The sequence below is a fragment of the Citrobacter sp. RHBSTW-00887 genome, assembly GCF_013728095.1.
Lineage (GTDB): Bacteria > Pseudomonadota > Gammaproteobacteria > Enterobacterales > Enterobacteriaceae > Citrobacter > Citrobacter braakii.
Genome location: NZ_CP056267.1, coordinates 3359527 through 3374766 on the forward strand (window position 1 = coordinate 3359527; position 15240 = coordinate 3374766).

Consider the following 15240-nt stretch of genomic DNA (forward strand, 5'->3'; position numbering starts at 1 on the left):
AATGTTCTCCAGATACGATAAAAAAGCATTGTTTATTTACTCAGGATTAGCCCTGTTGTTTATTTACCCGTTAATCCAGGCAGGCATATATTACAGAGATGATTTAGACAGGTCTATAACTGGATATTACGGCTGGCGTGGTTTAGGTCGACCTTTTGCAGATATTTTAACCAGATTTTTTTCTGCCAGTGGGCACTATAACCTGGACCTATTTCCTTATACCATGCTCGCATCATGTATTTTCTTAGGCGCATCTGCGCTTGCGCTCAGTAAACACCTGATTAAATCAGATATTCCGAACGCAAACATGGTTGCCGCACTTTTAATATTCAACCCATTCATTTTGCAAAATATTGCGTACAGATATGATAGTCTCGGAATGTCGATTGCCTTTTTCCTTGCGGTGGTTGCATATACTTATAAAAATAAAAATCTGACGATAGAGGTTGCGACAAAATTAATCGCTGGCGTATTATCTTTAACTTTATATCAACCATGTGCCAATATTTTTATTGGTTTGCTTGCAATTGATGTAATCATCATCGCAACAAAAAAAGATGTAAAGGTCAAGGAATCAATAATTTTCTTATTCAAAAAAACAATTTTATTCGTATCATTTTTTCTTATCTATATGCTTTTCTTCTCGCCTAAAAATAACTCTCGAGCAGAATTAATACATCTAGACCAAGGGGGATTAGAGCATCTGGCCAAAACATTAATTGCCTTAAAAGAAATGGTTCTTTCTTATCTATATCATCCGGTTTACATTTACTTCGCAATCCCAATACTTATAAGTTGCGTGTTCATGCTCATTGCTTACCGTACTAATATAAAACAAATAGCATCATTTATTTTGTACGGAGCTGTCTCCTTTTTAATATTCATTATTTCACTTATGGGGCCAACATTATTACTTCAGGACGCACCAGTACTTCCCCGTACTTTAGTCTCATTTTCAGTTATATTGGTTATAATTGCTATCCCGATTATGCGTTTCGCTCCTCGTTTTAAATACGCTGCACTGATCCCAGTCATTGCTTCGCTTGCTTTTAGTGCTCAACTAAGCAACGCTATGAAGTCACAACAAGAATATGAAAATTTTGTTTTTAGCATGATTGCGCAAGACATTGCCACTCATAAAGACATTGTATCCATTGGTACTGTAGGCCAGTTGAATAAAAATGAAAGAGCAAGGTTATTAATAGATAACAAACCACTTATAGGCCATTTCGTTTTTCCAGCTACTGAGTTTTTAGCGTCATATCAATTGGTCAACAAAGGGTTCACGCAAACCCTTCATGGTTATGGGGATGAGCAAGAAAATAAAAACAAACTATCTGATATCATAAAAAAAGGTATTAAACCGGTCTCGTCAAATGAATATTATACATTATTCATTTCGGACAATAACGCCATCGTGTTTTTAGGAAAATATAGCAATTAATTATTTCCAGCCCTCGCACTTAATGCTGAGGGCTTTATTTTCGAAGAGTCAGCACCAATCATATCCAGCGAAAAAGAAGTTACCCAGAGCTCGCCAGGGCTGAAGTGGTGAGTCTGATAGTTGCCCGGTAATTCCATTCCTTTGCCAATTTCAGGCAACGTAACAGCACTAACTCTCACAGCAACAGGTTTCAAATTTTCCTTATAAGCAAAAATGGGTCCATCAGCCAGCTATGCCATGGAAGAGTAACCCTCTTTTTCTGGCAACCCACATCCAGCATGGTGAACCTTACAATGTCAGCAAAGCGTTGCTGAGTATTGTCATACTCACGGCTTGTCGTTCAGGGGAAGCTCTAGCCATGAAATGGTCTGAAGTTAACTTTAAAATGCTGTCTGGACTATTCTGCAGAAAAAATGAAAGCCAGTCAGATGCACCGTGTACCACTGTCAAAACAGGCAATGGCGATAATTGAAAATATACGGGGCCTGCATACAGAGCTCGTTTTCCCTTCTCCACGTAAAAAGATCGTTTTATCAGATATGGTACTGACAGCTTTTCTTCACAGAGTCAAAGCTAAGCCGGGTTGCAACAGCACATGGATTTGTTCGAGTTTTCGTGATTGGTGCAGTGAGCACGGATACCGTTTTTTATTTTACGTGGGGAGATGTCATTCATGACCCGTTGTCCATTTGACGTATAAGGAGCTATTGAAAGTCATTGTTTATGCGGCTTCGCTTTCTGCATATTTGAGACTCTGCAGATACTGTAGCGCCACAGGGTCAGCAATATATTCAACCAGCCCGTGGTGACGCTCCACCTCATCGATAATTCTGCTGAGCTCGACCCGGAAGAACTCCTTACGCAGGTTGATGCGGTTAATCCGGTAGCTTTCCAGATGGTCATGCAGTGTCTTTTCAAGCGCAGGAGCGTCATCGCAGGAAATCATGGCGTGGACGTCAAAATCAAACGGCACGGCTGCGCCACTTAACTCTTTCACGCGCTCCATAGGCTCCAGCCGTCGGGTCATACCAATTTTAAAAACGTTTTCACCGAAGGAGCCGATATTCGAAATCACATACACATGGCCCTGCTTCGTGAGCTGGGCCATGGATTTGGCGCGCTCATACTGCTGATGCACGTCCTGGATTTTTTGCTCCAGCTCCAGACGCTGTCGTTCCAGCTCTTCCCGGTGAGCACCTTCAGCAGCGAGCAGAGCCTCCCCCAGTAAGCGCTGCTGCTCAGCAAGGCGTTGCTCCTCCTCTTCCGCTTCGCGCTGCTGCTGCTCCAGTTCGTCCTGACGCTGTTTTTCTTCCCGCATCTGACGCTTGAGCTCTGCCTGATATTCTTTTTCTTCCTGCGCTTTTTCCAGCAGGGCGACCTTATCCAGAAATTGCTGTTTTACGCTTTCCCAGTCGGCATTATCTTCAAGTTCCAGAAAGGTGATTTTCTCGCTTATAGCAGCATAAGCGTCTCTCTCTTTTCTGAGCTGGTCGTACTTGCTTTGCCAGTTATTCACCGTAGTGCCGGAAAGCAGTGTTTTGACTTTGAATTTATACGCGGAGTCCACAATACGCTGCAGTGCCCGGGAGGCTTTATTTCTGGCATTGTGAAAGTCATCCCACTGACCGGAAAGCTGTTTCTTTTCCTGATACAGGCCGCGAGCCACTTCAGTACTGACGGTTTCGTCAAAGGCTTTCTCTTTCTGTGCCAGGTCCGACGCGGCCTGTTCAAGCTCAGCTGTTTTCTTCCGGAATCCCCGGTAAATGAAAACCCGTATTATCAGCGCAACGGCTATCAGTAAACCAAAGAACAGACCGATGATTCCGGCCGGATTAGAAACATATTCAATAAATTGTTCATTAAGGTTTATTAATGCTCTTACCGCGACATAAATACCCCAGGCAATGACGCCAAGAATAACCAGGATAATACCCGTAGCATTGTCATCTTTTTTTCTTCGTGCCATGTTTTATTTCTTTTCTTTCTTAGTCTTATCCTGATGATTTAATCTGAATAGCGGGAAGAGAATCTTTGCCATATCAAATTAATACTGGTTCCCTGAGCAAATCGGTAAATGAGTGTATCCGGGCTTGCTAGCCATATAGAGGGGAGCGCAAGTGGGCTGTCGGGGTTGGGTACTGACCGGTTCGTCGTTTTCTGAAACGGGTTGCTGTTTCTGCTTTTTCGCCGTTGTCCCCTTTTTCGTCTGCGTTTTGCGGGTGGAAGTGGACGGTTTTGTCTGATTGCTGGCGTCTGAGGAACCATACCCGGAACAGAATCGCTTCGACTGACTCAGGCTCCCGTCATTACAGACAAAGCGTCCATCCGATGTGCAGTGCGCTATACCGCCTTTTGAACCTGAGCAGGGCTGCCTTCCACGCGCAGCATCGGCTTGTGCCGTAAACAGTATTCCTGATACCAGAAGGAAGATTAATTTTCTCATTTACATATCCGTGATTTATTTCGTTACTTTAGGGCTAAGTAATCCGAAAGCTATTAACCGTTTCGTCAGGAAAACGTGCAATGATTCAAAGCAAAAAAATAATGATTCATTTTCCGCTCCCGCTATGGCAGGAGCGATAAAATCAAACCAAAAAACGCGCTCTCATCAAAATCCTGCCCAGGACGGGATAAAGCTCCAGGCGGAGAAAAGGTCCAGTCACTCACGGTACCTGACCGCATAAATAAACGCCCCAGTGAAGTCACTCGTTCTCCATTATGAAAAGTCGCCTCCACACACCCGGTCACGCCCTGGCCGTACAAAAATACCGGCACAAACTTTACGGCCCGGTCGTCGTAACACAGAACAATACCGGTAATTTCAAAAGCGCCCCCCTCCACCAGCAGGTCCGTAACGGATACCGTGAACGACTCCACATTGAGCCCGGTATCCACCAGCCACGCGTCCATCTGCTCCTGAAGTTGTGTTATTCGCAGGCGAAATTCTGCGATATCGGCCTGAGTCTTGCTGGTAAACGAGACCGGGGCTGACTGTCTGGCCTGTAGTTTTTTGAGGAACTGTGATTTTACTGACATAGTGTTATCTGGCCTTACAGATGGGTTGTCGTGTCGAGATACTGCTGTTGCTTAAGATGTCGCAGGAGAACCCGCCCCTCGGGCATAAACTCGGTTCCGTAACGCACCAGACCCACGCCTTTGAGCTCAGCATCGATGGCATAGCGCAGTTCACCGGGGATGTCCTGCCCGAGGAGGATGACATTGATTTTTTTGAGCCGCGGTTCATATTTGAGCAGTACGGCAGACAATGCGCCCATCAGCTCATGCGCCGTTCCCGGCATCCCCTGCAGAATTTTGGTCATATCCGGCAGACCATAATCTGGCAGATGCGCCAACGTTCCCGATCGGCTGTTGAGGATACGCTGCATATTGTCGAGTACGGACAGAATAACCTGGTTCTGCTCGCTGACCTGATGCAGGTCGAGGCCTCCGGTGAAGTTGCCATAAAGAGTTTCATACAGTGAAGGACGGGATGACTCACTCATCTTTCAGCACCTGCAGGGTCAGGCGGTTGTTACCGGCCTCAATCACCCGGGCTTTATCCGGATCGAGATCATCACGGCTCAGCACCACCCGCCAGGTGTTGTTCACCTGGTCCGGCGACATAAACATGCCTGCCACTGCGACATACTGCGCACTCTCTTCCATCGGCATATCAACCGTCACCGCCCCGCCCGGCTGCAGGCGGATATCTTTCTCCGCCATCAGGTCTGCCTTGACGGCCTGACTGTCGTCTTTGAACAATGACGGATAGTCCGTGCTGTCAAAGGTTTTGCGGTCTTTAAGCTGGTAAATACGCACCACCGTCGACAATGCCACGCCGCCTGCATTGCTGTTGACGGCCTCACGGGCGCGAATATCCAAATGCAGGGTCTTTATCTGCTTATAAAAAATCGATTTGGTCACAGCAACGGTGCCGTCTGTCATTTTTTGAGTCAGCCCGCAGCCCGCCAGCATCAAGGTGATACCAGCGGCCAGCGCAGCCAGAGGAAATTTACCAGCGGTAATCGCCATCTTCATCGGTCTCCCTGCGGTGAATATTTTCCTGTACCCGCTCATAGCGGCCCAGATTGATGGTTATAGTTTTGGGATGCGTGACGGTGTTCGCCCCATTCAGCGGCCGCATCACGGCGGTACGGCCCAATTGCACCGCCCCGGCGTTGGGTTTAGTGCTCATTGTCGCATCCGGCAGCAGGCTACGGTCGACACACAACTGCAGACGCACATCGAGACGCGAGCCAAGATAGACATGCAGCAGCGCCATTAAATCTGTGTGAAGCTCCCCGCCCGGTAACCAGCCCTGCACTTCTACCGGGTCAGTGGTGGTCAGACGCATCAGCACCTGGCTGTTTACGTCGGTGGCATAGTTGCCCATCACCGGTCGGTTTGTCAGGGTGACAGGCTGGCGCACGCTCATGGTCAGGGGCTTCTTCAGCGGCACACGGCGTTTGTCGTGGTGCCAGACTTTCGCCTGCGTGTTGCGTGCCAGCAGGCGCACCAGCGAGGCCATGCCTTCTGCGGTACGCCCCGGCAGCAACATGACCGGCAGCAGTGCCAGAAAGCGCGAAGCCGGGGTCGCGATATTGTCCGTGCAGCCGTTAATCCCGAGCCCGGCCAGTCCCAGCAAGTACTGCGAGGTGTTGTCCTTACCGCCATCTTCGAAAGTCGCCGGGTATGAGTATTTACGCCAGATACGGTAGTACTGGGCAATCAGCCGGTGGTTGAAGATATCGAGGAAATCCGCAGTGGACTCATACCCTTCCCGTCGCTGGGTAATGTCATCGATATAGTGCGTCGGCAGCGGGGACTCCACGCCGTAGAGCCCCATAAAGGTGATGCGTACCGTTGGCGGCAAATGCGAATGCTCAGACTGCTCAATCCCTTTGACTTCAGATGCCGGAAAGCCCATCCCCGAGTGTGGCCGAAAACGTACCGGTTCATGACGTACATGCCAGGTACTGCCCGTAACCGGTTTGTCCGGCTGGCTCTGCTCCAGCAACTGGCAGAAGCGGTAAAAGTTGATATAGGGCAGCCGGTCCCCCAGTTGCGCTATCAGCCGGGCAGACGCGGACTGTGATTCTCTTTCCACCGGATGCATTTTCCTTCTGGCTGAACAATGAGGGTGAGCTGATTAAACTGGTTCATATCGGCATACAGCGCAAAGAACCGGTTGAGCATTTCACCGAACAGGTGAATATCGCCCTCACCGGTGAAGCCGTTGCTGTCGAGGGTCACTTCGATATCCAGCCCCCGAAGCAGGTAGCCCTGTTCAAAACGCTGCAGGCGGTGGTGCTCCACCTGCTGAATCGCTTCCAGACGCCGGGTGTTTATTTCATCTTCCTGCCAGTTATACAGGGCAAGGGTGCCACGCAGCACTTCGGCGGTACTCATCATGTTCAGGAAGCCAGACCCAAGGTGACTCAAAACCCGCCAGTGGAAACGGTCTTCGGATGGCGGATAGACTGGCAGCGTTGGTTTGCAGAGGTTGCGTACTGAAAGCGGTGTACTGACCACCTGTTCACAGCGGTCAAGCAGCGTGCTTTGTAATGCCCGGCGTGGTAACTGACCGTTGGTGCCGGTGATTTGCAGCGATACAGCCTCACGCTCAAACAGGCGGTCATCTTCCCACTGGTGGCCGCCGAGGATAAGCCAGGTGTCATACAGTCCGGTGACGCTGCGTTTCACACGCGTGTGGTAGTAACGCGGGGGGGCATGGCGGCGCATCATTCCGCCCTTGTGACGAAAGCTGCTGAACGGTACGTACTCGGCATCACCGGTGCGGTTTGAACCGGTGACCGAATCCACCGAATAAATCTCGGTATGTCCGTCCTGCAGCCGTTTAGGACGCAGCAGGTACTCGCTTTCAAGCCCGGTGATGCTGAGCGGGTCAGCCTCCAGCGTGAACAGGTTAATCACTGGCACGCAGTGCAGACGAATCGCCTCATCGGTGACCGGCAGGTCAGACGCCCATTGCGTACTGAACACCACTTCAATATCAAAATATTCGGCCCCGGCTGGCGGCGTGATGCCCTCAAGCCCGTTAAGGTGGACAAACATAAACTTGTCGCGGAAGGTGAAGTATTCCAGCAGCAACTGATAGCCACTGAACGCGGTATCACCTTTCGGCCACAGACCGTCCTCTTCAGCAAATCCCCCGGGTGAGAAGTACCCGTCAAGCCGGATACGGTCAGTCTGCCCGGGCAGACGCATATAGAGTGCGGCCTGGCGTTTGGTCAGCATCAGGTGCAGCTGGCTACTGACCGGGGCATCCGCCCCGAGATACAGGCTCAGACGGCTGAGGTCAGCACCGGACCAGTCTGCCTGGCTGCTGCAGGCAAAGCGCATCCGCAACAGCGAACGACCGTCAGGCTCAGTGGTCATGGTAATACCCGAAACGCTCAGGGGATTGAGCATCACATCCTGGGTGGTACGATAACGACAGACCGTGTTCTTCGGCCCTACCGGACGGGAATATACCTCAAGACCCGCTGGTACCACTTCCGCCATTTTCATGGCATGCAACGCCGGAGTGAGCGCCACCACAGAGAGGGATGGAATAGTGCGCAGGTAGTGCGGCCAGAGCATGCTGACCAGGCCTTCCGTCAGTTCCGGCAGGTCGTCGTCAATTTTTTCGCGCAGCCGCCCCATTGAGAAGGCAAACCCTTCAAGCAGGCGCTCGACATAGGGATCGGGTGTGCCGGCCTTATCCAGGTCGAGCATTGCCGCCCGATCGGGATGGGTTTGCGCGAACTCTTTCGCGGCTTCACGCAGGTAGCGCATTTCTGCATCAAAATAGCGCAGGGTTAAATCTTCCATAAAACACCTGTTTGATTAATGTCCGAATGGTGAAGGGCCATTAATGAGCTGAAGCAGACTTAATGATATCGGGAAAAAAACAATATCAGCAGTGAGTGCTAACGGGGTAACGACAATATTGGTCGCCAGATTTACGGGGTGAAAATCGGTTCCAGACTCCAGCGAATAAAACTGAACGCTGTACGTTCTCCCCAAAGATTCAGTCTTATCAAAAGTATAATTAAGGCTCACTTTGGGAATAATCACTCCCGTGATATATACGTCCCTGACATACCGGACACCGTTGCTCCGGAAGCCTGCATGCTGAATAATCTTTAACTCTTCTGTTGAAAGCATCCTGGAGGATTTATTGACTTCGACAGGAAGAGCATCGCTGAACTGAAGCACGCTATCGCTGCCTGATGGTTTGTTTATCCGAAACTTAAGGGTATTCTCTTCCCGACCTGATATCAGGGGAATTTGAGTTGCAAGTTTATTAAGGAACAGAAGTTCATCAGCCCCCCGGGTCAGAATGTATATATTTTTTTCACCTACAAAGGCAACACCTTCAGAGGGAACGTTAACAGTAGTTTTTTTGCTTCCCTGAACAACAGAAACAGCAAGGTTTTTATACTGAAATACACCGGTTACACTGTCCTGAATCTGAATATGTCTCTCTGTTTTTGGCTCGGCGACCTTATTTCCTCCCCACAGCAGTGCTGTACAACCTGAAAGCAAGAACATCACACCTAAACAAGTAAATATTCTAAGACGTTTCATTTTTTAATTTCCCTTGATTCTGATTTCTTTCCTGAAGGTATGACTAATTATCATCCGCAAAGCACGGCGGCACGGGCAGGATCAACTGCGAGCAGCCCGGCAAGTAACTGGTCCATTACCGGTGTAAGGCGGGTCTTATCAGCCTCACTGCGACTGGCTTTCAGCCGCAGGAGTTTCAGATGACGGGTCTGTACCTCAAACAATAGCTCAGGCTCCCAGTTCGTAAGGGTGAGTTCACCGGCCCGCTCGCCCAGCTCCGCAAACAGATGCACCGCCAGCTCATTTTTGCCGTACTGCTCCGCGATACGCCCCATCAGCAGGCGCAGCAGCCACTGCTGGCGTACGGTGGTGATGTCGGGACGGGCCTGCAACCAGCCCAGTGCGACATCCGGGCCTTCACTGTCGGCCAGTGCCACGGCTTCCGGTTCCAGCGTCAGAATGTCATCGTTACCAGAGGTAACCGGGGCTGATGGTGTGTCATTGTCCCACCCACCAACGGTGTCCAGCACGCTCTGCTGGATCCAGTTCAGGGTCACATCGTCCGCAAACGGCGTGCCGTCACTAAACGTCAGCGTCTCCAGCCCGGACAGGCGCGACAACAGCCCTTTCAGATCGGCAGCAATAATGTCAGCCAGCGTCTCCTTGCCGGATTTCGTCAACGCCTGGTGGATGTACCACTGCAAATCCAGCCACAGGTGATTGGCACCGCGGGAAAAGGTGCTGTCGGCCGTTTCCAGCATTTCAGCCCAGTTCTGCTGCAGGTAGAGACGTTTGAGTAACGCGCGTTGATCCGCCCTTGGCGGCTCGATGCGTGTACGCCCCTGCGCATCCGGGGCCGGGATGGCCCGCAGGGTGTCGTGACGCAGGCTCTTCATCAGATGGTGTGCTGACAGCCAGCCATCTGGCTGCTCGCGCAGGTATTCGGTGAGGGTGCGGGCCTGGGCCAGCAAATCCTGACCGGAGGTGATCCGCCCGATGGCCGGGGCATCGCTGTGACTGGCAGACGACGGGGTTTCGCTGGTACTGGCGTTCTGCGGTACCACCGCATCCACGCCCCCCGCTTTCTGCAGACGATTCTCCAGCGCACCGTACAGCGCATTGAGTTCGGGACGGGTTTCATCCGGCTCATTCTCAATAAGCAGTGCTATCAGCAACAGTGCCCCGGTGGTTCGCATCGCATCGATCCTGACCACTTCCGGATACAGGGAAAGCGAGTCGGTCATACGCGACCCGGCCAGCCATTCCATCGCTGCCTTACGGCTGCGATCACGCTGCGGGTGCAACTGTTGTCCAAAGCGCCCCAGCAGACCGGCCAGCAACTCGAGTCCTTCGGCCAGCCCCTGCTCACCTTCGCGGTGCAGCTTCGCCCAGCAGTAGTATGTTGCCACACGGATATCTTTGGCGGTCGCGGTCAGCAGTTTCTCAGCAAGCCGGCAGATGAGTTCGGTATCCGCGCCGGAAAGTTTGTTAACCTCCTCGCGCATCTGTTGGAAGTCATCGTCATAGCCCGGGTCTTCGCCAGCGGGCGATTGCCCGGACAGCGGCTGCAGCCAGCTGTCCCACTGCGCCACACGCTCACGGGTTGCTACAAGTAATGGTTCCGGTTCTGCCTGACAGGCACTCAGTAACGTGTTCAGCATGCTCATCAGTAGACCTCCTCTGCATCGCTGGCGACCTGGCCTGATGCCACAGCGCCGGTCGTGCTGAAGATAGTTTCCGGCAGCTGGAATTTACGCAATTTCAGCAACGCCAGCGGCCCCTCACCCGCTTCGGTACGCAGGGTATAATTGAGCATGCGACCGTCCGGTGCCTTCCAGCTCAGGCTGTAACTGCTTCCCACACCCGGATATGCTTTCACGCTGGCTTTATCAAGCAGGCGTATCAGGCCCCAGCTACCCGGAATATCTGCGTACTGACGGGTCCCGGCCTGCGTGCTAATCCAGCTCAGGTTCGCACCGGGTGCTTCGGTATCCGCAGGCCAGGTAAAACGTTTCCATACCGGGAGCTGATTCACGTAGGTCAGCTTCTGGCTGTCGATAATCATGTCGGTCTGCATCACTCCATCGGCGGTGCCCGGCCGCAGCTCGAAGTTCATCCCGGCATTGCCTTCCGTGAAGGCCACATCCGAGATATGACTCAGGGTGTTGATGGCACTGAGAAATGCCGGGTTAAACGCCAGGCCCTGTGAGTTGATGCTATCCGGTACCCAGTGATTGCCCTCTTTATGCAGCACGCCTTTGAGGCGGGTTTGCAGGAACTGCGCGATACGCCCGGAATCCGCGTTGAGGTATTTAGCGAGCAGCGGCAGTGAAACATCGCTGCTGGAGTTGTTGAACGGATAACGGCCACCAAAGGCACTGTTCCACTCTGCCACCACCGCCTGCTGCCACTGGGCATTGAGGCTGTCGGCCGCCGGGGTCAGCACCTGCTGCCAGGCCTGCTCCATCGGATTCACAAACACCGTACGCCCAAAGCCGCTCCACTCCTGCCCCAGACCGGCGGCAATCAGGCTTCCGTAGTCGCGGGTTTCGGTCAGGTCCACGGCCTTGCCCTGGAATACGGTCTGAGCAATGGTCTGAGTCATGGCCTGCGGGTCGGCAGCATTAGTCACCTGCTGCAAACGCAGACGCACCTGCGTCACCCGAGTCAGGTAAGACTGCAGGCTCAGTTCCTGTGCACCAGTCCGGTTCTTGTCCATCAGCGCCAGTACCGGACCAAAGGTTTCATCCAGTGGACCATGAACGCCGGCACTTTGGTCAATGGCATCCTTGTTATTACCGCCAAGCAAGTTTTTGGCCGATTTGACCAGGGAGTCAGAAATGGCTTCGCCAGTTTGCCCGGTACGCCCCTGCACATTGAGGGTGTTCATCAGTGCCACCAGCGGAGACTGACGCACGTCGGCCATCATGGTCAGCTGGTCAATGGAATCCGACAGCGTCGCGGCCTGGTTCCAGCGCAGACTGTTCAGAAAATCCAGCCACGCCCCGCCGAAGTCTGCAAAATAACGCTCCGTAAGGCGCTTTTTCAGCGTTTCCGGTGAGGTTTCATCCTGCTTATTCACCTGACGCTTACTCTCCGTGAGCACCCAGTCAAGTTCGTCCCGGCGGGCCTTCACCACTTTTTCAATGGCGGGCTGTACCGCCTGCTCCCAGGCCTGGCGGGTAAACATCCCCGGCACGATTTCGGTGGTACTGAACAGACGGGAAGCGTCGGTATCACCGGTCATATCTTCAAGGCGCATATCAACGTACAGATGTGACATCTGTGAGAGCATCTTTTGATACAAGGTCGATTCGCTGTTGCGCACACCCATCAGGCGAACCAGCAGAGAACGCGCCTGGCTGACCATGCCCTCATCGGCACGGAGTTTCCACTCCGGGTGCGCAATCAGCTGCGCGCCCCAGAACGCCAACATAGAGGGAGCCATCCCGTGCCAGACGCCGTCTTTCACACCGTTACGATTCGGCCAGTCTTTCAGCAAAGCAGAGCTGAACCATGCCGCATCCATATGCTCCGGACGCGCCAGCATGAGGTAGAGTTTGAGTTGGTCATAAGTGTTTTTTGCCATCTGCTCGCGCAGTGGACTACCCGGTGGCAGCGCATTAAAGGCATTCAGCCGGGTCTGTAAATGGTCAGCTGTCGCATCCCGCAACAGCGGCAACGCGCTGTCCTGGTAACGTGGCCAGAGTGCTGCCAGCAGCGCGTCATTCTGACTCAGCCCGGCACGTTCATACCACGGCACACCATGCTCAGCGCGGTACTGCAGACGAGCCAGGATCTTCTGTAGTTCAGACAGGGCATGCAGACGCTGTTCCAGCGGCATATTCTGCCGGGCGGCAAGCGAAGCCTGTGCATTTGCACCAGCAATCTGGTTGCGGTTGGTGACATACGCGATGCTCATCCACACAGCCCAGCCCACCATCGTAAGCGCAGCAGCAGACGCCATCACCCTGCGCCACGGAATGCCAGGTTTAACGGGGCGCAGCACAGCAGGAAGCATCCGGACAGATTCAGGCAGAACATCCCAGCGCTTGTCCATGCCCCAGTGATGCGGCACGGCACGTTCAGCACCGGCAGAAGGCTGGCTGAACACCACGCCAGCCAGCGGCAGCGGACGATACGGATTGAGCATCACCGACAATGGCGCGGTCACGCTCTGTGGCTCACGGATGAGCTGGTCGGCAAGCGTCAGCAGGAAGCTGTGTTTGACTTCATCGCAGGTTTGCAACAAACCCTGAGAAGTCAGTTCCGGCGTCAGGGCTGAAAGCTGTTCAGCCAGATCTTCAGGACCGCAACCGGCAGGCAGCAGACAGCCAGTGGCCTGTACAATGCGACCATCCGGCTGACCGGCACGCGGGTGCAGTGACCAGACATAAAGCGGGAGTTTCCAGCCAAGCGTTTCCATACGGGCGCTGATGGCATGAGACAGGGAATCCATGGTGCTTTCAGACGGTACCGGTAATGGATGTTCCAGCCCCGGCGCTGACAGCTGGTCAAAGGCTGAAGTGACCCACACCAGTCCATCTACCGGGCGACGGCGCAGTTTGCGCAGCGCGGTCAGCCAGACACTGTCCGGTGGCGTATTGAGGTCACCGCCCCACAGCAACAGTGTGCCGCGGTCTTCCTGCCAGAGCTGAGTTGTAAGGCCCGGAGTCAGTTGCTCCACTTCAGCGGCCGTACCGGTTATCAGCAGGATGCGAGTTTTACGCCCCCAGCGCCGACCGTAGAGGTTACGCATGGCGAGGCGGATGGTGTCGACCGTGACGTTGCGCGGTGCGGTCTGCTCAACACGCCCCTCATCGACGGGCAGAACATTTTTGCGTTTTGACTGAAAGCGATGCCAGCCCTGTTTGATTGCAAGTGTAATGGTTTTGCCATGGCGCAACAGCAACAATAAAATCAAGGCACCGGCAATGACCAACCCTTTATGTAACGGAGCATGCAGCCCCATTTGATCGCCAAAGTGCCAGATCCCCCAGGCAATTCCGCCTGCTAAAAGCGCGGAGAAGCCCAGTCTTCCCCAGCCTCCGCGCCATGCTGAATCACCCGTGGTCATCGTTTCGCTTCCCTGTTTGCACTGTATTAATAAATTTCTGCTCACCATCTGTAGAAAGCATCAGACAGTCTGCTTTTTGTATGTTCACGATATCGCTGGCGACTGCGGCCATTATCCATGGAGAAAAAGGGCCGCTGAGCCCGGCATATTTTTCCAGCCAGTGGAGTTGTTCAGGTTTCCAGTGCCCTGTATATATAGCAGCGGATTCAAGCAGAACAGGAAATAAATCGCCCCATGCAACCTGATCGCCGATAATACAGGCAGTGGTACAGGCCTGAGTCTGCGTAGAGAAAAACGTATCCAGTGATTTATTCATATCACCCATATCTAACGACATTGGCCGTAGCAGGCAGGCATCATGAGTGAGTTGATATTTTGTGGCAACATCATCTGATGTCAGCAACAAAGAGGCCAGGATGTCGCTATAACGCCCTTTCCCTTGGGTCTGATGCACCAGAATAAAATCCACATCCAGCGTTGGCGATTTGATTCGTTCTTCCAGCCAGATAAAGCTCTTCGCGGTCTGTATATTCAAAACAGGGATAGGCCGAAAAGGAACAGTGTCCTGCCAGACCTTTGCAAATTCGTCCTGAAGTATCAGAGGATCTTCCTGCCAATCCGTCAGCAAAGAGGCTCTAAGGGGTAAATCTGCTGGAACCCAGACCAGGGCATCACTGACACATTCAAGTAGTTGTGAAAAACTGTTTTCTGGAGTTGAGTGATCATCAAAATGCTGCGTCAATGTTGTGCGCTGCACATGCTCAGCTGAGGCCTGCAAAAAACGAAATGGCGTCAGGGCTTCCGGAAAAATGACACTGCTATGGAGCACTGCAATGTTTCTGCCGGCCCATTCAGTCCATTGCCGCTGGGCGTAATCAGCCTCATTAGCCTCGAACTCGTGCTTATCAAATGCACTATTGAAGAGCCAACCCCGCAGGCAAAGGAAGAAAAACCAGATAACTATGGGGCTTGCTGTGACGACCCAAATATTAAATGCCTGTAAAGGCCCTGAAAGCTTATTAGCATGCAGGACGAACAGCACTACACTCCCTACAACTGCGACAACTCCCAACATAAGCCAAAGAACAAAAGAAGGCTCTTCAGGCTTCTTGGATACCGTTGATTTCTCACGCTCCCAGCTCATTAA

Annotated in this window: 12 protein-coding genes and 1 pseudogene; 2 read left to right on the forward strand and 11 right to left on the reverse strand. The window is 52.5% G+C overall.

What is annotated here, in order from left to right:
- The first annotated feature begins 1 nt into the window (after position 1).
- Positions 2-1444 (forward strand): glucosyltransferase domain-containing protein, encoded by a 1443-nt coding sequence (locus HV314_RS16180; protein WP_181546130.1) that lies wholly within the window; start codon positions 2-4, stop codon positions 1442-1444.
- A 220-nt stretch (positions 1445-1664) separates the two neighbouring features.
- Positions 1665-2085, forward strand: a pseudogene (locus HV314_RS27410) (tyrosine-type recombinase/integrase); the annotation flags it as partial.
- Positions 2086-2165: 80 nt separating this feature from the next.
- On the opposite strand, the gene HV314_RS16185 reads toward HV314_RS27410, so the two are convergent.
- From HV314_RS16185 to HV314_RS16235, 11 genes are all read right to left on the reverse strand, one after another.
- On the reverse strand, positions 2166-3410 hold the full coding sequence (locus HV314_RS16185; protein WP_181546132.1) for a GIY-YIG nuclease family protein: 1245 nt from the start codon (positions 3408-3410) through the stop codon (positions 2166-2168).
- Between the two features lie 78 nt (positions 3411-3488).
- On the reverse strand, positions 3489-3887 hold the full coding sequence (locus HV314_RS27650) for a hypothetical protein (protein WP_181546134.1): 399 nt from the start codon (positions 3885-3887) through the stop codon (positions 3489-3491).
- 122 nt (positions 3888-4009) lie between these two features.
- A complete protein-coding gene (locus tag HV314_RS16195) occupies positions 4010-4480 on the reverse strand; it encodes a hypothetical protein (RefSeq protein ID WP_046275948.1) in 471 nt (156 codons plus the stop codon).
- Positions 4481-4494: 14 nt separating this feature from the next.
- Positions 4495-4947, reverse strand: coding sequence for a type VI secretion system baseplate subunit TssE (gene tssE / locus HV314_RS16200; RefSeq protein ID WP_065554521.1), 453 nt, complete (start codon positions 4945-4947; stop codon positions 4495-4497).
- Positions 4940-5476, reverse strand: a complete 537-nt coding sequence (tssJ, locus tag HV314_RS16205; protein WP_139081540.1) for a type VI secretion system lipoprotein TssJ — start codon at positions 5474-5476, stop codon at positions 4940-4942. Before tssJ ends, tssE begins: the two co-directional genes overlap by 8 nt.
- Positions 5457-6560, reverse strand: coding sequence for a type VI secretion system baseplate subunit TssG (tssG, locus tag HV314_RS16210; protein ID WP_181546136.1), 1104 nt, complete (start codon positions 6558-6560; stop codon positions 5457-5459). Before tssG ends, tssJ begins: the two co-directional genes overlap by 20 nt.
- On the reverse strand, positions 6515-8278 hold the full coding sequence (tssF, locus tag HV314_RS16215; protein WP_181546138.1) for a type VI secretion system baseplate subunit TssF: 1764 nt from the start codon (positions 8276-8278) through the stop codon (positions 6515-6517). The genes tssG and tssF overlap by 46 nt, the downstream gene beginning before the upstream one ends.
- A gap of 15 nt (positions 8279-8293) precedes the next feature.
- Positions 8294-9037, reverse strand: coding sequence for a hypothetical protein (locus HV314_RS16220; protein ID WP_181546140.1), 744 nt, complete (start codon positions 9035-9037; stop codon positions 8294-8296).
- Between the two features lie 50 nt (positions 9038-9087).
- A complete protein-coding gene (gene tssA / locus HV314_RS16225) occupies positions 9088-10683 on the reverse strand; it encodes a type VI secretion system protein TssA (RefSeq protein ID WP_181546143.1) in 1596 nt (531 codons plus the stop codon).
- Complete coding sequence (locus HV314_RS16230) at positions 10683-14093, reverse strand: ImcF-related family protein (protein WP_181546145.1); 3411 nt, start codon at positions 14091-14093, stop codon at positions 10683-10685. Before HV314_RS16230 ends, tssA begins: the two co-directional genes overlap by 1 nt.
- The gene (locus HV314_RS16235; protein ID WP_181546147.1) at positions 14080-15237 is read right to left on the reverse strand and encodes a hypothetical protein; all 1158 of its coding nucleotides are present in this window, start codon (positions 15235-15237) and stop codon (positions 14080-14082) included. The genes HV314_RS16230 and HV314_RS16235 overlap by 14 nt, the downstream gene beginning before the upstream one ends.
- Positions 15238-15240: the final 3 nt, after the last annotated feature.